This is a genomic window from Nitratidesulfovibrio termitidis HI1, from assembly GCF_000504305.1.
Lineage (GTDB): Bacteria > Desulfobacterota > Desulfovibrionia > Desulfovibrionales > Desulfovibrionaceae > Cupidesulfovibrio > Cupidesulfovibrio termitidis.
In genome coordinates this window covers 3,616,255-3,637,989 of the sequence record NZ_KI632512.1, presented here as the reverse complement: position 1 = coordinate 3,637,989, position 21,735 = coordinate 3,616,255, and the positions used below count along the sequence as shown (strand labels likewise).

14 protein-coding genes and 1 tRNA gene are annotated in these 21,735 nt (G+C 66.1%); 10 read left to right on the top strand and 5 right to left on the bottom strand.

Going from position 1 to position 21,735, the window contains the following annotated elements; all coding sequences use genetic code 11:
* Positions 1 to 12: 12 nt before the first annotated feature.
* The 3 genes from gmd to DESTE_RS14495 form a co-directional block, all read right to left on the bottom strand.
* Complete coding sequence (gmd, locus tag DESTE_RS14505; protein WP_035068304.1) at positions 13 to 1,218, bottom strand: GDP-mannose 4,6-dehydratase; 1,206 nt, start codon at positions 1,216 to 1,218, stop codon at positions 13 to 15.
* Positions 1,219 to 1,504: 286 nt separating this feature from the next.
* A tRNA-Ser gene (locus DESTE_RS14500) sits at positions 1,505 to 1,596 on the bottom strand.
* A 203-nt stretch (positions 1,597 to 1,799) separates the two neighbouring features.
* On the bottom strand, positions 1,800 to 3,449 hold the full coding sequence (locus DESTE_RS14495) for a response regulator (protein WP_035068303.1): 1,650 nt from the start codon (positions 3,447 to 3,449) through the stop codon (positions 1,800 to 1,802).
* Between the two features lie 241 nt (positions 3,450 to 3,690).
* On the opposite strand from DESTE_RS14495, the gene rfbC reads away from it, so the two are divergent.
* From rfbC to DESTE_RS14450, 9 genes are all read left to right on the top strand, one after another.
* Entirely contained in the window at positions 3,691 to 4,272 is a 582-nt protein-coding gene (gene rfbC, locus DESTE_RS14490; protein ID WP_035068302.1) for a dTDP-4-dehydrorhamnose 3,5-epimerase, read from the top strand.
* Positions 4,269 to 5,795, top strand: coding sequence for a mannose-1-phosphate guanylyltransferase/mannose-6-phosphate isomerase (locus DESTE_RS14485; protein WP_156925380.1), 1,527 nt, complete (start codon positions 4,269 to 4,271; stop codon positions 5,793 to 5,795). Before rfbC ends, DESTE_RS14485 begins: the two co-directional genes overlap by 4 nt.
* A gap of 165 nt (positions 5,796 to 5,960) precedes the next feature.
* The gene (gene qrcA / locus DESTE_RS14480; protein WP_035068301.1) at positions 5,961 to 6,596 is read left to right on the top strand and encodes a menaquinone reductase multiheme cytochrome c subunit QrcA; all 636 of its coding nucleotides are present in this window, start codon (positions 5,961 to 5,963) and stop codon (positions 6,594 to 6,596) included.
* A 12-nt stretch (positions 6,597 to 6,608) separates the two neighbouring features.
* Entirely contained in the window at positions 6,609 to 8,684 is a 2,076-nt protein-coding gene (qrcB, locus tag DESTE_RS14475) for a menaquinone reductase molybdopterin-binding-like subunit QrcB (protein ID WP_035068300.1), read from the top strand.
* A 12-nt stretch (positions 8,685 to 8,696) separates the two neighbouring features.
* Positions 8,697 to 9,464, top strand: a complete 768-nt coding sequence (qrcC, locus tag DESTE_RS14470; RefSeq protein ID WP_035068299.1) for a menaquinone reductase iron-sulfur cluster-binding subunit QrcC — start codon at positions 8,697 to 8,699, stop codon at positions 9,462 to 9,464.
* A 9-nt stretch (positions 9,465 to 9,473) separates the two neighbouring features.
* Positions 9,474 to 10,727, top strand: a complete 1,254-nt coding sequence (gene qrcD / locus DESTE_RS14465; RefSeq protein WP_035068298.1) for a menaquinone reductase integral membrane subunit QrcD — start codon at positions 9,474 to 9,476, stop codon at positions 10,725 to 10,727.
* A 128-nt stretch (positions 10,728 to 10,855) separates the two neighbouring features.
* The gene (locus tag DESTE_RS14460) at positions 10,856 to 11,797 is read left to right on the top strand and encodes an amino acid ABC transporter permease (RefSeq protein ID WP_035068297.1); all 942 of its coding nucleotides are present in this window, start codon (positions 10,856 to 10,858) and stop codon (positions 11,795 to 11,797) included.
* 152 nt (positions 11,798 to 11,949) lie between these two features.
* Positions 11,950 to 12,828, top strand: coding sequence for a transporter substrate-binding domain-containing protein (locus DESTE_RS14455; RefSeq protein WP_156925379.1), 879 nt, complete (start codon positions 11,950 to 11,952; stop codon positions 12,826 to 12,828).
* 101 nt (positions 12,829 to 12,929) lie between these two features.
* Complete coding sequence (locus DESTE_RS14450) at positions 12,930 to 13,994, top strand: amino acid ABC transporter permease (protein ID WP_156925378.1); 1,065 nt, start codon at positions 12,930 to 12,932, stop codon at positions 13,992 to 13,994.
* Between the two features lie 59 nt (positions 13,995 to 14,053).
* Here DESTE_RS14450 and DESTE_RS14445 read toward each other — a convergent pair whose 3' ends face one another.
* On the bottom strand, positions 14,054 to 18,115 hold the full coding sequence (locus DESTE_RS14445) for an ATP-binding protein (RefSeq protein ID WP_035068296.1): 4,062 nt from the start codon (positions 18,113 to 18,115) through the stop codon (positions 14,054 to 14,056).
* Positions 18,116 to 18,397: 282 nt separating this feature from the next.
* Complete coding sequence (locus DESTE_RS14440; RefSeq protein ID WP_051384486.1) at positions 18,398 to 19,561, bottom strand: lytic murein transglycosylase; 1,164 nt, start codon at positions 19,559 to 19,561, stop codon at positions 18,398 to 18,400.
* Positions 19,562 to 19,894: 333 nt separating this feature from the next.
* On the opposite strand from DESTE_RS14440, the gene DESTE_RS14435 reads away from it, so the two are divergent.
* Positions 19,895 to 21,499 (top strand): YihY/virulence factor BrkB family protein, encoded by a 1,605-nt coding sequence (locus DESTE_RS14435; protein ID WP_245590863.1) that lies wholly within the window; start codon positions 19,895 to 19,897, stop codon positions 21,497 to 21,499.
* The last annotated feature ends 236 nt before the right edge of the window (positions 21,500 to 21,735 follow it).

Genomic DNA, 21,735 nt, shown 5'->3' with positions numbered 1-21,735 from the left:
GAGCCTTTCGCATCATTCACGCACCTCGTGTACATCGAACCCCGCCTGGATGCACAGGCTGTCACGCCGAGCCGCAGCGAAGTCCTCTTCCACCATTTCCTCGACAAGTTCACCGAACGTGGTGCGCGGTTCCCAGCCCAGCTTCTCCCGGGCCATGGAGGCGTCGCCGAGCAGCGTCTCCACTTCCGTGGGACGAAAATAGCGCGGATCAATGCGCACGACGACGCTGCCCGGCTTCAGCAACGGATTGCGTTCCATGGCCGCCAGCGTTTCCACCATGAACGCATCCTTGGTGGACGAAGCCTCGCCCTGCATCTGCCTGTCGAGCAGGGCCATCAGAACGGCCTTGTCGAAAGAGGCCACCCTGGCCACCTCTTCAACCCCGGCTCCCTCCCAGGACAGCGCGAGACCGAGACTGCGGGACGCTTCATCAATGAATTCACGCACGGAATGCTGTTCGCCCGAAGCGATGACGAAATCCTCCGGCGCATCCTGCTGAAGCATCAGCCACATCATCCGCACGTAGTCACGGGCATGTCCCCAGTCGCGCAGGGCATTGACGTTCCCCATGTACAGGCAGTCGTCCATGCCCAGAATGATTCGCGGCAGGGCGCGCGTCACCTTGCGGGTGACAAAGGTTTCACCCCGCAACGGCGACTCGTGGTTGAACAGGATGCCGTTGCAGGCGTACATGCCGTACGCCTCGCGGTAGTTCACGGTAATCCAGTATCCGTACAGCTTGGCGCAGGCATACGGAGAACGGGGGTAAAACGGCGTGGTTTCCTTTTGGGGCACTTCTTGAACCAGGCCGAACAATTCGGACGTGGAGGCCTGATAGATGCGGGTTTTCCTTTCCAGACCCAGAAGACGAACGGCTTCCAGCACCCGGAGCGTACCCAGCGCATCGACATCGGCGGTGTATTCCGGGGCTTCGAAGGAAACCTGCACATGGCTCTGGGCACCGAGATTGTATATCTCGTCAGGCTGAACCTTCTGAACAAGCCGGATGATGTTGGTACTATCCGTAAGATCGCCGTAATGCAGGAAGAACCGCTTACCCTTGACGTGCACACCCTGATAGATGGCATCTACACGCTGGGTATTGAACAGGGACGAACGGCGTTTGATGCCATGGACCTCATATCCCTTGTCGAGCAAAAAGCGCGCAAGATATGCGCCATCCTGACCTGTTATCCCGGTGATCAACGCTTTTTTCATATACCATGTTCCTTGTGCATTCCGTCTGACACAGCAACCCGGCACTACCCGGCGATTTCAGCACGCACGAGAGTCGACAGGAAATCTTCCTGTACCCGGCCCTGGCTCCGCAAGATGCCTGGCCGTGCAGTCCTTGCGGACTCAGCAGGCAAGCTGGCTGCAACCCGCTGCTTAGTGCAGTCGGCGAACGCTGCATACCCTCCGCCAGAACGGCGACGGGGCAGAAAGCAAGAAAGAGCGGCCATAGGTGCTGGCCGCCCTTCACGCGGACATGAAAAATTGCGTCTGGCGGAAGGGGAGGGATTCGAACCCCCGGTGGGGTTCCCCCCACAACGGTTTTCAAGACCGCCGCAATAAACCGGACTCTGCCACCCTTCCGCAATGTACTAGCGGGCAGTGCGCATCATGAGGGATGCACGGTTGCCCAGCCTGCCGGGCGGTTATGCCCTCCTCGCCGATGGTGGTCAAGGCTGTGGGAACGCGCACACCCTGTGCGTGGCGCCCGCCGCCCCGGCACAACATCCCGGCGCAAAGCATCCTGCCCATGCCGCGGGCGCAGTGCCAGCCCCCGCCGCCTGCACCTATGCCGCTCCGTTGCCCGCTGCCCCGTTCCGGCGACACTTCTGAATGTGCTTCAGCAGCAGGCTGCGCAGATTGTCGGAATTGATGGGCTTTCCGATGTAGTCGTCCATGCCCGCCGCCAGAAACTGCTCGCGGTCACCCTTCATGGCGTGGGCGGTCATGGCGATGATGGGCACGCCGCTGCTGGTGGCCATGCCCTGGGCCTTCCGCACCATGCGGGTGGCCTCCATGCCGTCCATGACCGGCATGGCGATGTCCATCAGCACCAGATCGAATTCCTGCTTGCGCAGCGCGGGCACCACTTCGCTGCCGTCCGTCACGGACTGCACCTCATAGCCTTGCTTTTGCAGAAATTTCTCGATGAACATCAGGTTCATGGGGTGGTCTTCCGCCACCAGGATACGCGCCCGGCATTCCGGCTCGGGCGTCTGCACCGGCGCGCGTGCGGCCTCCTCGCCTTCCAGGCGCGCCGTATCGAAGCGGGCCGTGAAGTGAAAGGTGCTGCCCTGCCCCGTCGCGCTGTCCACGCGGATGTCCCCGCCCATGAGCAGGGCCAGCCGTTTGCAGATGGCCAGCCCAAGGCCCGTGCCCTTGTGACGGCGCGACAGCGATCCATCCGCCTGCACGAACCGCTCGAAGATATGTTCGCGGTGCTTGTCCAGAATGCCGGGGCCGGAATCTGTGACGGAAAATTCCAGCAGCGTCGATTCCGGCGTGGCTTCCACGGCGTGCACGGCAAGCGAAACGCGGCCCTGTTCGGTAAACTTCAGGGCATTGTCCAGCAGGTTCACCAGCACCTGGCGCAGCCGCATGGGGTCGCCCACAAGGCCGTCGGGCACGTCTTCCGGCACCAGAAAGGCAAAACCCAGGCCCTTTTCCTCGGCCCGGTGCACGAACATGGTGTGCAGGGTGGACAGGCGCTTGCGCAGGCGGAAAACCTGGCTGTCCAGTTCCACCATGCCCGCCTCGATCTTGGAAAAGTCGAGAATGTCGTTGATGAGCGCCAGCAGCGATTCGGCGGAATTCTGCGCCGCCTCCAGGAATTCGCGCTGTTCCTCGTCCAGCGGGGTGTCCAGCGCCAGGTCCAGCATGCCCAGCACGCCGTTCATCGGGGTGCGTATCTCGTGGCTCATGGAGGCCAGGAACTCGCTCTTGGCCTTGTCCGCCGCCTCGGCGGCCTCCTTGGCCACGCGCAGTTCGCGCTCCATGCGGCGGGTTTCGGTCACGTCGCGCACGTATTCCGCCACCATGGCCACCTCACCGGCGGCGTTGCGCACCGGAAACACGGTGATGGAACGGAAGGTACGCGAATCGGGGTTGTACAACTCGATGATCTTCTGGCGTCCGGTGTCGAACACCTCTGCTATCTGACAGGCATCGCAGGACTTCTCACCACGGAAATAGCACCCGAAGCAGCTTCTGCCGTGCTGGTCGCCGCCCTGCGTCTCCCAGCGCACGTTGTCGCCCTGCCAGTTGCTGAACACCACCTGTTCCGCCCGGTCGTGCACCGTCAGCAGGTCGGGAATGGAGGTCAGAATGTCGCGCAGGGTGCGCTCTGCCGCGCGCGCGGCGTCACGTTCTTCCCGCAATTGCGCAATCTCCGCCTCCAGCGCGGCCTCGCGTGCCGTTCCGGCATCTTCGAACACCATTCCCATCCCCTGTGCAGGCGCCTTCCACGCCGTCTCTTGCTCGCTCATGGCATATCCATACATAAAACACGGACTGCGAAGTTCACCACAATTGCGTTTCTGTATCCCAAATCCACGGGCATGGGCAACGGTTTTGGCAATCCGCGCCCGACGCGGAATTGGCGTGCGTCGGGGCTTCAAAAAAGCCCCCCAATCGGGTAAGCGCTTTGGGAATTCCACATTCGCAGGCACCGGAGGCCTCGTGCAGATCATCGAAACCGGCATTCCCGGCCTGCTCCGACTTGAACCCCGCGTGTTCAAGGACGAGCGCGGCTTCTTTCTCGAAACCTACCGCCGCGAACTGTTCGATCGCCTGGGCGTTGCCGCCGGATTCGTGCAGGACAATCACGCCCGGTCGGAACAGCCCGGCGTGTTGCGCGGGCTGCATTTCCAATTGCCCCCCGCCACCCAGGCCAAGCTGGTCTGGGCCACTCGCGGCGCCGTGTACGACGTGGCCGTGGACCTGCGGGTGGGGTCGCCCACCTATGGCAAGTGGTACGGCTGCGAACTGAGCGAACGCAACTTCGCGCGGCTGTTCGTGCCGCGCGGTTTCGCCCACGGGTACATGACCCTCACGCCTGGCACCGAGTTCCAGTACAAGGTCGATGCTTACTACGCCCCCGAAATAGAGGGAGGCATCGCCTGGGACGACCCGGACCTGGGCATCACCTGGCCGGACATCACCCCCATCCTTTCGGACAAGGACCGCCGCCTGCCCCGGCTGCGGGACTTCCAGTCGCCGTTCATCTTCGAACCCGCCCCCCAGGCAAAGGCCGACGCATGACCATCCCCCCCGCCAACGTCACCGCCACGGTCGCCTGTTCCCCGGCAGTTTCCGCATCCGCCGCGCTTGGCCGTTGCCATGCCGTCATCCTGGCGGGCGGCTCCGGCACCCGGCTGTGGCCTCTTTCACGGGCGCTGTTTCCCAAGCAGCTGCTGGCCCTGAACGGCGATCTTTCCCTGTTGCAGCAGACCGTGCGCCGCGTGCTTTCGCTGTTCCCGCCAGAACGGGTGCACATCGTGACCAACGAGGAGCACGTGTTCGAGGTGCGCGCCCAGGCCCGCGCCCTGGACGAACGGCTGGATACCCAGGTGCTGGCAGAACCCGTGGGCCGCAACACCCTGCCCGCCATCCTGCTGGGGCTGGATGCCGCCATGGGCGACACGGAAGCGGAAGGCGAAGCCCAGCCCCCCCTGCTGGCGGTGTTCCCCTCCGACCATCAACTGCACGACGAGGCCCGCTGGGGCGCCGCCGTCACGCGCGGGGCAGGCCTTGCCGCCGAAGGGTGGACGGTCACCTTCGGGGTGCCACCCACCACGCCGGAAACGGGCTACGGCTACATTCGCAGGGGTGAAGTCCTGCCGAACGCCGATGCCGCCGCGATAGGCGCCGCCTTCGCCGTGGACGGCTTTGTCGAAAAGCCGGACCTGGAAACCGCGCGCGACTTTCTGCGCCAGGGCATGCATTTCTGGAACAGCGGCATGTTCGTGTTCAACGGTGGCGTGCTGTTGTCCGCCGTGGAACGGTTTCAGCCCGCGCTGGCCGCCTGGTGGACCACCCGCAAGGACACCACCCTGGCCCCCGGCATTCCGCTGACCCACGGCTACTCCACCCTGCCGTCCATATCCATAGACTACGGCATCATGGAACACGTGGACCGCATCGCCGTGGTCGAGGCCGACTTCGGCTGGGACGATCTGGGCAGTTGGGAAGCCCTGTACCGCCTAGGCGCCAAGGACGAACGCGGCTGCGTGATCCAGGGCGACACCATGGCGCTCGACTGCGACGACTGCCTGCTGCTCTCGCGCGGGGGCAAGCTGGTGGCCATCGGGCTTTCCAACGTCATTGCCGTGCAGACCCGCGACGCCACCCTCATCTGCGCCAAGGACCAGGTGCAGCGGGTGAAGGACGTGGTGGAGAAGCTGAAGGCCGAAAAAAGTCCGCTGGTGGACGTGCACCTTACCGTGCGCCGCCCCTGGGGCAACTACACGGTGCTCGACGAGGGCCCGGGCCGCAAGGTCAAGCGCATAGAGGTAAACCCCGGCGCGCGACTGTCGCTGCAGATGCATCATCACCGCAGCGAACACTGGGTGGTGGCGAAAGGCGCCGCGCTTGTGCAAGTTGGCAACGAGGAACGCACCCTGACCGAGAATGAATGGGTGGACATCCCGAAAGCCACGCTTCACCGGTTGACCAACCCGGGGCGCATTCCTCTTGAACTCATTGAAATCCAAAGTGGTCCGTATTTGGGCGAAGACGACATCGTTCGCTTTGACGACGTGTACGGACGCCGCAAGGAGGGCTGAGTGGCCGTTCAGGCGGCTCGTCATTTCACCTAGTTGCGCGAAATGGAAGCGGATTCGTGAAATATTTCACCTTGACAGCCTTTCAAACTGTCGCCTAGTAAGGTTGTCGTGGCAAGTGTGGGCATTCGTTATTCATCTCTCAAATCAGCTAATGAGGCGAAGGGTATGGAGGACAGGCAGTTAAACAGTTCAGGCTGCGCGAAGGATGGCGGGAAGTGCTGCGGCGGCGGCATCACACCGTTTCTCGTGGGCCTGGTCGTGTCGCTCATCTTCGGCTGGTGGGTGTTCCCGGACATGATCTACAGCAAGAAGGAACAACCGATACGCTTCAGCCATAAGGTGCACATGGAAAGCGCGGGCATGGAATGCAAGCAGTGTCACGTGCTGCGTGAGGACGGGACCTTCGCGGGTCTGCCCTCCACGGCCAGCTGTGCAGACTGTCATTCCGACGTCATGGGTTCCGACCCCGAGGAAGCCCGCTTCGTCAACGAGTACGTGAAAACCGGCAAGGAAGTTAAGTGGCTGGTCTACCAGATCCAGCCCGACAACGTCTTCTTCAGCCATGCCGCCCATTCCCTTGACGGCTGCAACCAGTGTCACGACTTCAAGGAGTCGGAACTGTGCGCCCAGTGCCACCCCGACGTGGCCAACTCCGACAGCGCACCGACCCACTTCGAGAACAAGCTGACCGGTTACAGCAAGCAAACCATGAAGATGTGGCAATGCGAACGCTGTCACGCCAATGAGAACCACTACGGCGTGACGAGTGCAAACAATGCCTGCTTCGTCTGCCACAAGTAAAGGGGTGGTGCTATGGCTCTGGACAGAAGAGGTTTCCTGAAGTTCATCGGCGGCGCCACCGCGGGCATTCTCGCCACCCCCGTCGTCTGGAAAAGCCTGGACGACGTATCCATCTGGACGCAGAACTGGTCGTGGATTCCCCGCAACATCGACGGCGCCAATTCGTACGTGCCCACCGTCAGCAAGCTGTGTCCGTCCGCCGTTGGCGTGAAGGTGCGGCTGGTGGACGGCCGCCCGGTGCGCGTGCTGACCAACAACGATCATCCCCTCGGCGGCGGGCTTTCGTCCATCGCCGCTGCGGAAGTGCAACTGCTGTACAGCCCCTCCCGCATGAAGCGCCCGCTGAAGCGTACCGCCGACGGCGCGTACGTGGGCATCACCTGGGAAGAGGCAGAAGCCATGCTGGTGGAAGGCCTGAAAAAGGCCAGGGGCGGCAACAAGCTTGCCGTCGTCTCCGGTGACGAAACCGGCACCATCAACGAGTTGTTCACGGCGCTGGCCGCCGAGATGGGCTCCGCGTCCTGCTTCCTGATGCCCGGCGAGGCCCAGTCCGCCGCCAAGGCATGGGAACTGATGGGCGGCGAAGGTCAGGTTGGGTACGACATCGAGAAGAGCGACTACGTGCTCGCCATCGGTGCCAACGTGCTCGAAACCTGGGGCCCGGTCATCCGCAACCGCCACGCCTTCCGGGTGGGCCGCCCCCATGGCGAAGCCCCGGCCGTGCGTTTCGCCTATGCGGGTCCGGTGCAGAACAACACCGCCGCCACCGCCGACGTGTGGCTGGCCATCCGCCCCGGCACCGAAGCGGTGCTGGCGCTGGGCCTGGCCAACCTGCTGATCAAGGCGGGCGCCACCAGCCCCGCCGCCGACTTCGCCGACTTCAAGGCCCTGGCCGCCAGGTTCACCCCCGAACAGGTGGCCGCGCAGACCGGCGTGGACGCCAAGCGCCTTGCCGTCGTGGCCCAGGAACTGGCCAAGGCCAAGCGGCCGCTGGTCATCGCCGGGTCCGAGTTCGGACAGGGCGGCGGCGCGGCCCCCGTGCTGGCCGGTCTTGCCCTGAACGCGCTGCTGGGCTCCATGAACCGCGAAGGCGGCATCCGCGCCCTGCCCTACGCCCGCAAGGTGGTGCCTGCCGCCATGGACCGCAAGGCCCTGCTGCAGAACGACCTGGTGGCGTGGCTCGGCAAGGTGGCTTCCGGCAAGTCCGCCGCCCCGCAGGCGGTGGTCTTCTACGAAGCCAACCCCGTCTACGCGCTGCCCCAGGCCGACGCCATCAAGGCCACGCTGGCCAAGGTGCCCTTCAAGGTGGCCTTCACCAGCTTCCTCGATGAAACCGCCATGGCCTGCGACCTCGTGCTGCCGGTGCCCATGGGCCTCGAACGCTTCGACGACGTGGACACCCCCTACGGCTCCGGCCAGGTGGTCTACGCCCTTGCCGTGCCCGCGCTGGCGCCCCTGGTGGACGCCCGCCCGGCTGGCGACGTGGTCATCGGCGTGGCGAAAAAGCTGGGCGCCGACCTTGGCGTCGCCGCCTTCGCCGACGCCCTGAAGGCCAAGGCCGAAGCCCGCGGCGCGAGCTTCACCGAGCCTTCGACCACCAACGCGCACGTGAGCGCAGCGGTGCTGCCGGTCAACGGCATCGCCCTGCGCGCCGACGTACTTTCCAAGGCTCTTGACGTTAAGGCCCCGGCCTTCCCCGTCGCTCTCGCCCCGGTCGCCAAGCTGAACGTGGGCACCAGCAAGACCGCCACCCCGCCCTTCAACACCAAGACCGTCCGGCGCTGGGAAATCCAGGGCAAGGAGCTCTACGTGATGATGAACGGGGCCACGGCCGCCAAGCTGGGCCTGCGGATGCACGACCGCATCGAGCTCTCGAACCCCGCCGGCAAGTTCATGGCGCGGGTGAACGTGTTCGAAGGCGTCATCAACGACACGGTGGCCGTGCCTGCCGGGCACGGGCACACCGCCTTCGACGAGTTCAGCAAGGGCAAGGGCGAAAACGTCATGCGCCTGCTCGCAGCTGGTGCGGAACCCGGCACGGGCCTTTCGGTCTGGACCAGCGCCGGCGTAAACATCGCCAAAGCATAAGGAACGTACGTCATGTCCTCATTCAAGGAATTCAAGATCAAGTGGGGAATGGCCATCGACCTGGACAAATGTACGGGTTGCGGCGCGTGCATGGTCGCCTGCCAGGCCGAGAACAACATTGCCCCCCAGCCGGACGCCAGCAACAAGCTGAAGTCGCTGAACTGGCTGGTCGTATTCGAACTGACCAACGGAAAGCCCTTCCCCGAGCATGAAGTGGCCTACCTGCCCCGCCCCTGCATGCAGTGCGGCAAGCCTTCGTGCGTGTCGGTGTGCCCCGTCATCGCCACCGACAAGAACGAGGAAGGCGGCATCGTCAGCCAGGTCTACCCCCGGTGCATCGGGTGCCGGTACTGCATGGCCTCGTGTCCCTACCATGCCCGGTACTTCAACTGGTTCGACCCGACCTGGCCCGAAGGCATGGACAAGACCCTGACCCCCGACGTCTCGGTGCGTCCGCGCGGCGTGGTGGAAAAGTGCTCGTTCTGCCACCACCGCTTCATGCAGGCCAAGGACAAGGCCCGTGTGGAAGGCCGTGATCCCAACGCCCTCAACGACGGCGACTACATCACCTCGTGCACCGAGGCCTGCCCCAACGGGGCCATCGTGTTCGGCGACGTGAACAACCCCGCGCACAAGGTGCACGAACTCGTGAAGAGCAAGTACGCCTTCCGGCTGCTGGAACGCCTGGGCACCGATCCCCAGGTCTACTACCTCAGCCGTCGCGAATGGGTGCGCCGCCTTGGCGACAACTATCTCGAAAACGAAAAGGTCAAAGGGTAGGGGGCGGCCATGGATAAGAACTACGACCTTCCCATCGACGCCGCGCTGTTCCCCGAAGGCTGCACGCGCTGCTCGCTGTCCAAGTTCCTGGTCTGGATCACCATCGTCATGGCCGTGTTCGGCTGGGGCCTGTACGCCGCGTACCGGGTGCTGGCCGAAGGCCTGGGCGTTACCGGGCTGGACGACTACTTCGGGTTCGGGCTGTGGATCACCTTCGACCTTGCGGTCATCGCACTGGGCGCGGGCGCGTTCTTCACGGGCCTGCTCCGCTACATCCTGAACATCGACCCGCTGAAGAACATCATCAATCTCACGGTCATCGTGGGCTTCCTGTGCTACTCGGGCGCCATGCTCGTCCTGGTGCTCGACGTGGGCCAGCCGCTGCGCGCATGGTTCGGCTACTGGCACGCCAACGTGCACTCCATGCTGACGGAAGTCATCTTCTGCATCACCTGCTACTGCCTCGTGCTGGTCATCGAGTACGTGCCGCTGATCCTTGAGCAGAAGCAGCTGAACAGCAACAAGCTGGTGCACGCCATCGCCCACAACTTCCACCTGATGATGCCGCTCTTCGCCGGTATCGGCGCCTTCCTGTCCACGTTCCACCAGGGGTCGCTGGGCGGCATGTACGGCGTGCTCTTCGCCCGCCCGTACATCGCGCGCGACGGCTTCTTCATCTGGCCCTGGACCTTCTTCCTGTATGTCCTTTCCGCCGTGGGTTCCGGGCCGGTGTTCACCGTGCTCGTGTGCACCATCATGGAAAAGATGACCGGCAAGCAGCTGGTCAGCTGGGAAATCAAGAGCCTGATGGGCAAGATCGCCGGCACCATGCTGACCGTGTACATGGTCTTCAAGCTGGCGGACACCTGGGCGTGGGCCAATGACATCCTGCCCCGCTCCGGCCTGACCTTCGACCAGGTCTTCTACGGCTGGATCTACGGCAAGTGGCTGCTGTGGGCCGAACTGTTCGCCTGCGGCGTGCTGCCCGCCATCATCCTGATCATCCCGTCCACGCGCAACAACCGCACGCTGTTCTACACCGCGGCGATCCTTGACTGCATCGGGGTGACCATCAACCGCTACGTCATGACCGTGCAGGCCCTGGCCGCGCCGGTGATGCCCTTCGACGGCTGGGAAACCTACGCCCCCAACTGGGCGGAATGGGGCGCCAGCGCCATGATCATGGCCTACGCGGCCCTGATCCTCAGCCTGTCGTACCGCTACCTGCCGGTGTTCCCGCAGGAAGTGAAGCTGAACAAGTAGCCTGGCGGCCTTTGCGCCAACGGATACGCGCATTCACGGGCGGGACAGGGCAACCTGTCCCGCCCTTTTTCACGCCAGCCACCATCCTGTCCGCACCGTGCACCTTGGCAGGGGGCGTGTTGCGGCGTATGCTCCGCCACAGAATGGAAAATTCCCGACACGGCCGGGACCGCTCGGCCCCATTGCACACACCAGGGCCCCGCGCCGCCCACCACGCACACGACGCGCACGCCTCCGCGCCTCAGCCCCCTCAGGGGCCGCAGTGCCCTCCTCCTCCGCCTGCACGCCGTGCCCTGCTGGCCGTGCTTGGCGACGTGGCCCGGTACTGCTGCCTGATGGGCGCGCTGGTGTGGATTACCCTGCGCGGCACGGCGGCATCGGGCTACGACTGGCAATGGCACCGGCTGTGGCGGCACCTGTTCACCACGGCGGCGGATGGAGGATTTCGCGCCGGGCCGCTGCTGGACGGCCTTGGCGTGACGTTGCAGGTGGTGGCGGCCAGCCTTGGGCTGGCGCTGCTGGCTGGCCTGCTGGCCGCCCTGCTGCGCCAGTCCGGTTCGCGCGTGGGGCGCACCCTGTCCATGGTCTACGTGGAGACGGTGCGCAACACCCCGTTGCTTATCCAGTTGTTCGTGGTCTACTTCGTGCTGGCGCCGCTGCTGGGCCTGGGCCGCTTTGCGGCCGGGGTGCTGGCCCTTTCGCTGTTCGAGGGGGCGTACATCGCCGAAATCCTGCGGGCGGGCATCCTTTCCGTGTCCACGGGGCAATGGGAAGCTGCACGCAGCCTTGGCATGGACGTGCCTGGAACCTATATGGAGGTGGTGCTGCCCCAGGCGGCACGCACCGCCCTGCCCCCCCTGACCGGACAACTGGTGTCCCTGGTCAAGGATTCGTCCCTGGTCAGCACCATCGCCCTGCACGATCTGGCCATGCAGGCCCAGGCGGTGGCCGCCGACACGTTTCTGGTGTTCGAGGTCTGGTTTCTCGTGGCGGGCATGTACCTTGCCCTCACGCTGTCCCTTTCGGCCCTGGCGCAGTTGCTGGAACGGCGCCTGCGCTACGAATTCTGACGCGTCCCGCATCCGCCGGCACCCGCCGGACGTCACTGTTCAGCGGTAGCCGGTGATGCCTGACGCGGCCACCCCGCCCACCGGCGGCACGCCATGCCGCCGGGGCGCAGCCCGCGCGCCGCAACCGCGCGCCCCGCAACGGAGGCACCCTCATGCATGCAATCCCCTCCCCTGCCCGTCTCCACGGCCCGGCCCTGCTGCTGGCCCTGCTGTCGGCACTGTTACTGATGCTTGGGGCGCTGCTGACGCCGCACGCCCCGGCCCATGCGGCAGACGCATCCGTCCGCCAGAAACTGTCCGAAGAAAGCGTCATCGCGGGCGTGCTGGAACGCGGCGTGCTGCGGGTGGGCTTTTCCACCTTCGTGCCGTGGGCCATGCAGGACAAGACCGGCAAGTTCGTCGGTTTCGAGGTGGAAGTGGCCAACCGTCTGGCCGAAGACCTGGGCGTGAAGGTTGAATTCGTGCCCACCAAGTGGTCCGGCATCATCCCCGCCCTGCTTACCGGCAAGTTCGACGTGATCATTGGCGGCATGAGCGTGAAGCCTGACCGCAATCTGAAGGTCAACTTCACCATCCCCTACGATTACGCGGGCATGGCCCTGATGGCCAACCGCGCCACGGCCAAAGGCTTCACCACCCTGGACGACTTCGACAAGCCCGAGGTGACCATCGCCGCCCGCACCGGCAGCACCGCAGCAGCAGCCGTGAAGAAACGCCTGCCCAAGGCCACCCTGCGCCTGTTCGACGACGAGGCCCCGGCCATTCAGGAAGTGCTGTCGGGCCGCGCCCACGCCATGGTTTCCAGTGCGCCGCTGCCCGCCTTCGAGGTGCTGAAGAACCCGGACAAGCTGTTCCTGCCCGTACCCGGCACCTTCACCAGCGAACCGGTGGGGTTTGCCGTACGCAAGGGCGACGTGGACACCCTGAACGTGTTCGACAACTGGATCCGTCTGGTGGATGCCGAAGGCTGGCTGAAGGAACGCAAGCACTACTGGTTCGAAACCAACGAATGGGAAGCGCAGCTGAAATAGGCTGCCGCAGCCAGACGGCATGCCGGACCTGCACATGAGGCCCGGCATGCCGGTCGCTCCTTGCCCGTCGCATCCCGCCACCAGCACAGCCCCGGAGTGCCATGCGTCCCCGCCCGTTCCCGGCCCTGCCGCCGGAACACAATGTTCCGGCCTTTCCCCCGCGACCTCCACGCCTTCCGCACCAGGAATACGCGGATGAGACGGCGCGGCGCGACCACACGCCGGAAGCCCCCACGGCGGTTGAGGACTTTCTGTCCCCCCCGGCGGCCCGAAGGCTGGACATTGCCCTGCTGGCCCTGCTGCTTACCGCTGGTGCGTGGCTGTTCTGGAACGCAGCCGATCGCCTGGACTACCACTGGAACTGGGGCGTGGTGTGGCAGTTCCTGCTGCGCCACGACACGCAACAGGGTGCGACGGGCGGATGGGTGCCGGGTACGCTGACCAGCGGCCTGCTGGTCACCGTGCGCCTTGGGTTATGGTCTACCCTGCTGGCCCTGTGCATCGGCACGGGCATGGGCCTGTTGCGGGCCAGCCCGCGCCTGTTCCGGCGCATGGTGGCGCGCACCTACGTGGAGGGGGTGCGCAACCTGCCGCCGCTGGTGCTGGTGTTCATCTTCCACTTCTTCGTGAGTTCGCAGTTCGCCCCGCTTCTGGCCGGGCTGTTCGCCCCCGTGGCCGAGGGCGCGGCGGCCATCCTCCCCTCGGGCGTACACACCTGGCTTGGGCGGGCATCCGCCCTGCTGCTGGCCCCGCCCGGCCAATTGCCGGTGTTCCTTTCCGGGGTGGTCGTTCTTGGGTTGTACGAAGGCGCCTACATCACCGAAATCGTCCGCGCCGGGCTGGAAGGTGTGGAGCGCGGCCAATGGGAGGCATCGGCTTCCACCGGGCTGACCCGGCGGCAGCAACTGCGCCACGTCATCCTGCCGCAGGCCTTCCGGCTCATCGTGCCGCCGCTGGCCGGGCAGTTCATCTCCACCATCAAGGATTCAGCCATCCTGTCGGTGATCTCCATACGCGAGCTGACCTTTCAGGGCATGGAACTGATGGCCGCCACCTACCTGACCTTCGAGATCTGGCTGACGGTGGCGGCCCTGTACCTGATGCTGACCTTTTCCTGCTCGCTGGCGGCGCGCCACGTGGAACGACGCCTGCGCCGGGCCATGTAGCCCGGACGCGGCGCCGCCCTGCCGCCCCCTTCTCTTGCGGGCGGGGGCTGGCCCCCTGCTTACGCTTTTTCCGAAACGACTGTTCCGTCGAACGCCTCGGAAGGCGCCGGAAGAGCAGGCACGCCCACGAACCGGGACAGCACCCGGCGCAGCGCCTGCACGTCCACCGGCTTCTCGATGTAGTCATCCATGCCCGCCGCCAGCAACCGTTCGCGGTCGCCTTCCATGGCGTACGCGGTCAGGGCGATGACCGGAATCTCCGCCCCTCCCGGCAGGTCCGTGGCATTGCGGATGGCCGCCGTTGCCTGCAGGCCGTCCATGACCGGCATCTGCACGTCCATGAGCACCGCATCGAAGCACCCGTCCCGCAGCGCCTGCAACGCCGCCGCGCCATCGCCCACGGCCAGGGCCTCGTAGCCCAGTTTCTCCAGCATCCAGAGCACGGTCAGCCGGTTCACGTGGTCGTCTTCCACCAGCAGCAGACGCCCCTGGCGAACGGACACCTCGGCCAACCCGTTGCGCGTCGGATCCGGCGCGGGCACTTTGTCCGTTGCGGCCAAGGGCAGGCGCAACGTCACGGTGGTGCCATGCCCCTCCGCGCTGACCATGGAGACCTCGCCAGCCATCAGGTCGACGATGCGCCGCACGATGGACAACCCCAGACCGGCTCCGCCGTGCCTGCGCGTCACGGCGTCCTCCACCTGCGTGAACGGCTCGAAGATGGTGTCCAGCATGTCGCGGGGGATGCCGATGCCGGTGTCCTCCACATCGATACACAGCGTCCCACGCCCGCCAGATTCGCCTGGCTTGCCCGATTCGGCTGGCTTGGCTGGCGCTTCGAACCGGGCCAGCAGCCGCACGTGCCCCCTATCGGTGAACTTCACCGCATTGCCCACGATGTTCAGCAACATCTGGCGGATGCGCAACGGATCGCCCAGCAGGGCATGCGGCACGCCATCCGCCACTGCCTCCAGCACGATATTCTTGCGGTCCGCCTCGGGCCGCAGCACGGCCAGCACCTCTTGCGCCAGCCCGGTGAAATCGAACGGCTCCTCGCGGATGCTCAGCCGCCCCGATTCCACCCTGGCCAGATCCAGCAGGTCGCCCAGAAGGCGCGTCAGGTTGCTGCCCGCCGCATGGGCCACCTGCACGTAGCCGCGCTGTTCCGGGTCCAGAGGGGTGGCGTCCAGCAGTTGCAGCATGCCCAGCACGCCGTTCATGGGGGTGCGCAGTTCGTGGCTCATGTTGGCCAGAAAGGCGCTTTTGGCCCTGGTGGCGGTTTCCGCCGCCTCGCGCGCGTTGATCAGTTCGCGCTCGGCGTTCTTCCGCTCCGTGATATCCAGGCCGTAGATGTTGGCATAGCCGCCGTCGGCAATGGGGTTCACGGTCATGTCATAAATGCAGCCACAACATTCAACCTCAAAGGTCTGCACCGTCCACGTGCGCAGGGCCTTGGCCACCACTTCGGCGAACGGTTCCGGGAAGGGCTCGCCCACCCTTGCGCCAAAGCAGTCCAGAAAGATGCTGCTGGACCGGTTGGCGTGCAGCAGCACCAGGCCTGGACTGACCCGCATGACCGGATTGGGGTTTTCGCCGGGAAAGCGTGCGAGATCGCGTATCTCGCGTTCCGCCCGCAGCCGCTCGCTGATGTCGCGCACGAAGACCAGCGCGCCGTCGCGCGCCCCCAGCCTGAAGGGCACGGCCGACGTTTCCGCATCCACCACTATGCCGTCCCTGCGCAAGATGCGCACGTGCCCGCGGGGCACGGTGCGGCGCTCCTCGTTCAGTTGGCGGATGCGTCCGGCCACCATGTCCCGGTCGTCGGGGTGGAAGAATTCCAGCACGCCACGTCCCATGATCTCCTTGGGGTCATCGACGCCAAACAGTGAACGCGCCGCGGGGTTGGCGTAGGCAAACCGGCCCTCCTTCTGCAAAAAGATGGCCTCCGGCGCGTGTTCCACCACCTGCCGGAAGCGTTCCTCGCTTTCCGCAAGGCGCCGCTCGAAGGTCTTGCGCTGCTGGATGTCCTCCACCACCGAGATGAAGTAGTCGGGCGTGCCGTCGGGCTTGCGCACCAGGGCCACGGTCAGGTTCACCCACACCGGCTCGCCGCCCTTGCGCAGGTACTGCTTCTCCAGGGTGTAGCTGTCGATGGTTCCGGCCAGCACCCGGCGCATTTGCACAAGGTCGCTGTCCAGGTGCTCGGGATGGGTGATGTCCTGAAAGCGCAACTCCACCAGTTCTTCCGGCGAATACCCCACGATGCCGCACAGTTTGCCGTTGACGCGCAGCCAGCTTCCGTCCGGGGCCACCAGGGCAAGGCCCACGGCTGCCTGCTCGAAGGTTACCCGAAAACGGGTTTCGCTTTCGTCAAGCTCGGCCTTGTGCCGGGCCTGGTCCCGCAGTTCGGCGTGCACGCTGGCCCGCAGTTCGGCCTCCGTGAACGGCTTCTGGATGTACCCCTGCACCGTGCCGTGCAGCAGGTGCACCCGCAGTTCGTCGTCCGCCTTGGCAGTCAGCATCAGCACCGGCACGTCAGTCATGCCGGGGTAGCGGCGCAGTTGCTCCACCATGCGCTGGCCGTCCACGCGGGGCATCATCACGTCGCACAGGATGAGGTCGGGCCGCAGGTCCAGCGCCTTGCGCAGCCCCTCTTCACCGTCGTAGGCCACGGCCACCTGATGGTGCGGCCGCAGGATGTCCACGATGTAGGCGGTCATGTCGCGGTTGTCTTCCACCACCAGCACCAGCCCGCCGTCCCTGCCCGCTGCCGGGGCATACTGCGGGACATGGCCGGAGGCCGGCCAGTCCGGTCCCTGGGCGTAGCCGGGCGGCGCGCCAGCGGGGTCCGCCGGGGCCACCTCCACGCCGGGGGGCGCGGCCAGGGGCAGCCGCACCAGGAACAGCGCCCCTCCTTCGGCCCCCTGCCCGACACTGGCGGATCCGCCATGCAGTTCCACGAATTCCTTGACGATGGCCAGCCCGAGGCCGCTGCCGCCATGCAGCCCCCGCTCCCCTTCGCCACTTTGACGGTAGCGTTCGAAGACCGCGCCGTGCAGGTGCGCGGGCACGCCCGGCCCATCGTCGCTGACCGAAAGCAGCGCCTCGTCGCCCCGGCGTTCCAGGGTTACGGAAACGCTACCCCCGTCCGGGGTGAACTTGAAGGCATTGGACAGCAGGTTGAGCAGGATGCGGCGGTACTTGTCCGTGTCCACCTGCGCATCGAGGCGCAGGGGCGCCTGCACCCCGTAGTGCATGCCGCGCTGGTCGGCCAGGGTGTCGAAATAGGCGCAGGTGGTGCGCGTCAGCGCGGACAGGTCCGCATCTGCATGGCGCAGTTGCATGGCCCCGGCGTCCACCCGCGAAAGGTCCAGCATGTCGTCCACATGCTGGTGCAGCAACCGGGCGTTGCGCAACATGGCGCCCAGCGCCTGGCGGTGCTCGTCGCCCTCCGGCGTTTCGGCCAGCAGCCGTTCAAGCGGTCCCAGCAGCAGGGTGAGCGGCGTGCGCAGTTCATGGCTGATGTTGGCGAAAAAACGGGTCTTCAGGGTATCCATTTCGTCGGCACGTGCGCACCGGGCGGCAAGTTCGGCATTGGCCGCGCGCAGCCGCACGTTGGTCTCTTCCGCCTCTGCGCTGACGGCCTGCTGCCGCTCCTGCGCTTCGACAACACGGCGGATGCCCTCCCGCACCCGCTGGTGGGCCAGGCTGATCATCAGCCCGATAGCCAGAAACATGGCCACGGAAACCACGTCCGCCGGCTCCTCCACAATGAAGGACAGTACCGGGGGAATGAAGAAGAGTTGCACCAGCAGCGCCGACAGCAGGGTGGCGAACATGCCGACCACCAGTCCGCCAGACAGCGAGGCGAGGAATACGGCGGGATAGAACAGGAACCACGCATAGGGCCGGATATACTCCCACAACACCCATTGCACGGCCAGGGTTGCCAGCGGCAGGACCAGCGCGGATAACATGCCCCGCACCGATGTGGGAAAGGCCGGGGAAACGAGGGGGGCGGAAGGGGGGCCGTCGGACAGGGAGCCCGGCAGGGCGTCAGACGCCACGGGCGCAGGCGACGGCCCGAGGGGCGGTGGTTCGGGGCGGTGGTCTGCGGACATCGGGCCTCCTTGGGACGGCGATGCCAGAAGCTAACTCCGGGACCATCGCCCCACCATTATTACTCTGCCGTTACACGGTCGCGTGATGCCCCGAAGGAAACGACAAGGAAGGGGCATCATGGGGCAACGCCGGCAGAGTTGCATGGCGGAAACACGGCTTGCAGACGGAAAGGGGGACGGGAGAACGCGAAAAATCCGCCCTGCGGCTGCCCCCGGCGATGAACAACGGCACGGCGTCGTTCAGGACGCAGGAAATGGGGGTGGACAACGCCACCCCGCAGGTTACTGCGCGGCAGAAGCGGTAGCGGATGCCCTGGCTGGCTGCTGGGGCCCGGCCTGCGCCTTGGGCGTTGCGGCTGCGGCCTTGCCGGGTTGCCCGGCCTGGCCGATGCGTGGAGGCTGGGCGGATTTCGAGGATTTCTGCGGCTGGGCGGGCTTGCCCGCAACCTTGTCCGCCAGGGCCAGGATGGTGTTGGCGTAGGCCGCGCTGTTGTTGTAGCGTTTCAGCACGTTGTAGCGCGCATCCTTGCGCATGCCGGGCTGCCAGCCGTGCCTGCCGAGATAGTTGGACAGGCTGAACACCGCATCGCCCACCGTGTACAGGTCCACGCGGCCGTCGCCGTCGCCGTCCACGCCATAGGCCGGGATATTGGTGGGCATGAACTGGCAGATGCCCACGGCCCCGTAGATGGAACCGGGCATGGTCAGCGGGTCCTGGCCCAACGCCTCGGCGTGGCGGATGAGGGCCTTCAGTTCCTGGTAGGCCCAGTCCGACTTCTGGCGCATGCGCAGCGAAATCCAGTCCAGGTTGCCGTCCGCGCCGGGCAGCGCGGCGATGTAGCCGGGCACCATGTCCGGGCTGTCCGCAGCGGCCATGGCGGCCAGATTGCGGAAGGCGTTGCCCTTGCCCAGTGCCGTGCCCAGGCGTGTTTCCACGAACAGCAGCGACACGGCCACCTCGCGCGGCACGCCGTAGCGCGATTCCGCCAGCGAGAACCAGCGGGCGTTTTCCGTCAGGAAGGCGCGACATTTGGCCGCGTTCTCGTCGGTGACCACGCCGGGGTACATGGGCGGGCGCACGGGCCTGGGCTTCTGGCCGGGCGGCACGGGTTGCGGTTCCGGTCGCAGGAACTTGGTGGTGTACAGTTCCTTGACCTTGCGGCCCATGGGGTCTGGCGAGACCGCATCGCCCAGTTGGACGAACAACGCATCGATGCGCCCGCCGGACATGCCGTCCGCGGCCAGACGCCCCCGTAGCGGGGTCCAGCAGGCGGCGGGACTGCCGGGAGTGTGCGGGTCGCCAGAGGGGGGCGCTGCGGATTCCACGCGCACCTCGCCGGGGGGCGGCGTAATGGCTGCGCCTTCCGGCGCGGCGGCCTGCCGGGTGCCGCTGCACCCCGTCAGCAACAGGGCGCACAGCGCGGCGGAGGCCAGCGCGCGCCACAAGACCGCGCGGCCGGAACCGCCATCAGCACCGTCCTTACTGACCGGGCCGACCTTACCGACCGGGCCGACCTTACTGACCGGGCCGTCCTTACCTACCGGGCCGAGAAGCCGTGCCTTGCCGGACGCCTGAAGGGTCTCGGACGGCTGGGCGGCATGGGATGGATGTGGCGCATGGCGCACGCATGGTGCCTGCACCGCGTCATTGCCTGCATTGGTCCCGGTCTGATACGCTTGCATGGAACGCATGGTACGAACAGACCAAGCCCATGGCAAGGGGCTGCCGCGCCCCCTGCCAGCATTGCCTTCCGCCAGCCCTCATCCCACGGAGGCCGGATGCACGGACCCACCCTGCGCGACCGCGCCCTACGCGTGCGCCGCTACGTGACCAGCGACGTATGGCTCGAGCGCGCCGAAACCGGCCCGCCCACCCGGCGCGGCCTGATCTGGCTGGTGCGGCGCGCCTTTCTGGCGGCGCTGGGATTCGTGGACGACCAGTGCCTGCTGCGCGCATCCGCCCTGACCATGACCTTCGTGCTGTCCATGGTGCCCTTTCTGGCCGTGGTGTTTTCCATCACCAAGGGCCTCGGGGTGCACAACGCGGAAGTCACCCAGATGCTGTTGCTGCGCCTTGCCGCGGGCAACCCGGACACGGTGGCCCGCATCCTGGAATACGTGGAACGCACCAGCGCGGGGCGCATGGGCGCGGTGAGCGCGGCGTTTCTGCTGGTGACGGCGGGCATGCTCATGGCCAACATCGAGCGCGCGTTCAACGCCATCTGGAAGGTACGCCAGGGCCGCAGCGCATGGCGCAAGTTCACCGACTTCTTTTCGGTGATGCTGGTCTGCCCCCTGCTGATGGGCACCGCCGTCACCTTGGGCGCCAGCCTGCGCAGCGACAGGGTGCTGGGCAGGCTGCTGGAGGTGGCCCCGGTGGGTGCAGCCTATCTGCTGCTGCTCAAGCTGGTGCCATTGTTCATGGTCTTTGTGGTGCTGCTGTTTCTGTACGCGTATATCCCCAACACGAAGGTGCGCCCGCGCGCGGCCATGGCCGGGGCGCTGCTGGCGGCCATGGCCTGGCAGGGCGCGGAGTACGCCTACATGGTCTGGCAGGCCCGCTTCGCCAGCTACGGCCTGATCTACGGCAGCTTCGCGCAGGTGCCGTTGTTCCTGATGTGGCTGTATGTCTCGTGGGCGGTGGTGCTGTTCGGGGTGGAAGTATGCCATGCGGTGCAGAACGCCCCCACCTTTGAAAAACACCTGCGCGCCGGTCGGGTAAGCCGCCTTGAGCGCGACCGGCTGGCCGTGCTGGCCATGCTGCTGCTTACCCGTGCCTTCGTGCGCGGCACGGGCGCCGTGCCCGGCCATCGCATGGCCGCCCTGCTGGATGCCCCGGACCACGTGCTGGACGACGTGCTGGACCGGCTGGCCCGCGAAGGCATGGTGGTGCGGGTGTGCGACGACACCCCGGCCTGGGTGCTGGGCACGCCGCCCGACGGGCTGCACATCGCCGACGTGCTGCTGGCCCTGGCCGGACGCACCGGCGGCGAGGGCGAGGAACGGGTGGCCACGTCCTTCGAATTCATCAACGACACCCTGGCCAGGTTGGCCGGGGACATGGCCGCCAGTCCGGCCAACGCCACCCTGCGCGCCTACCACGACGCCACCCTGCCCGACTGGTTCGACGCGGCCCCTGCCAGCGACCACGAAGCGCCAAAAGATGCGCCGGAAGGCCCGCCAGACGAGGTATGGACCGGTGCGCATGGTGGCCCGCCAGACGATGCACACGGCGGCGCAGATGACGACGAAACGCGGGAACCGACCCTGCGCGAGTTGCTGCGCGGCGCGGTGAATGGTGGCCCACCCGCCGCAGGGCACACCGCCACCGAGGGCATCGACGGAACCGGCAAGGGCGGTCCCCGCCGCAACGGCAAGGCGTGAAAAAGGCTCGACACAACGACGGCGGCGCGCCGGGATGTTCCCGCCGCGCCGCCGATTCATTCCTTCGGACATCCGACGTTCCGGCCCTTCCCGCCGCCGTGCCCTTTCGCCCGGCGTCGCAGTCGCCAGGCGGATCGGAATTCCGGCAGCCGGGGTTCCTCCCCTGTCGCTTGCAGCACCTGGCGTCGCAGTCGCCGGGGGGGCCGTGAAACGGGGGGAAGAAGAGGCCGGAGCGC

Coding starts and splice junctions, on each gene's coding strand:
- gmd (WP_035068304.1), bottom strand. CDS start 1,218: ATGAAAAAAGCGTTGATCACCGGGATAACAGGTCAGGATGGCGCATAT.
- DESTE_RS14495 (WP_035068303.1), bottom strand. CDS start 3,449: ATGGTGTTCGAAGATGCCGGAACGGCACGCGAGGCCGCGCTGGAGGCG.
- DESTE_RS14485 (WP_156925380.1), top strand. CDS start 4,269: ATGACCATCCCCCCCGCCAACGTCACCGCCACGGTCGCCTGTTCCCCG.
- qrcA (WP_035068301.1), top strand. CDS start 5,961: ATGGAGGACAGGCAGTTAAACAGTTCAGGCTGCGCGAAGGATGGCGGG.
- qrcB (WP_035068300.1), top strand. CDS start 6,609: ATGGCTCTGGACAGAAGAGGTTTCCTGAAGTTCATCGGCGGCGCCACC.
- qrcC (WP_035068299.1), top strand. CDS start 8,697: ATGTCCTCATTCAAGGAATTCAAGATCAAGTGGGGAATGGCCATCGAC.
- qrcD (WP_035068298.1), top strand. CDS start 9,474: ATGGATAAGAACTACGACCTTCCCATCGACGCCGCGCTGTTCCCCGAA.
- DESTE_RS14460 (WP_035068297.1), top strand. CDS start 10,856: ATGCTCCGCCACAGAATGGAAAATTCCCGACACGGCCGGGACCGCTCG.
- DESTE_RS14455 (WP_156925379.1), top strand. CDS start 11,950: ATGCATGCAATCCCCTCCCCTGCCCGTCTCCACGGCCCGGCCCTGCTG.
- DESTE_RS14450 (WP_156925378.1), top strand. CDS start 12,930: ATGCGTCCCCGCCCGTTCCCGGCCCTGCCGCCGGAACACAATGTTCCG.
- DESTE_RS14445 (WP_035068296.1), bottom strand. CDS start 18,115: ATGTCCGCAGACCACCGCCCCGAACCACCGCCCCTCGGGCCGTCGCCT.
- DESTE_RS14435 (WP_245590863.1), top strand. CDS start 19,895: ATGCACGGACCCACCCTGCGCGACCGCGCCCTACGCGTGCGCCGCTAC.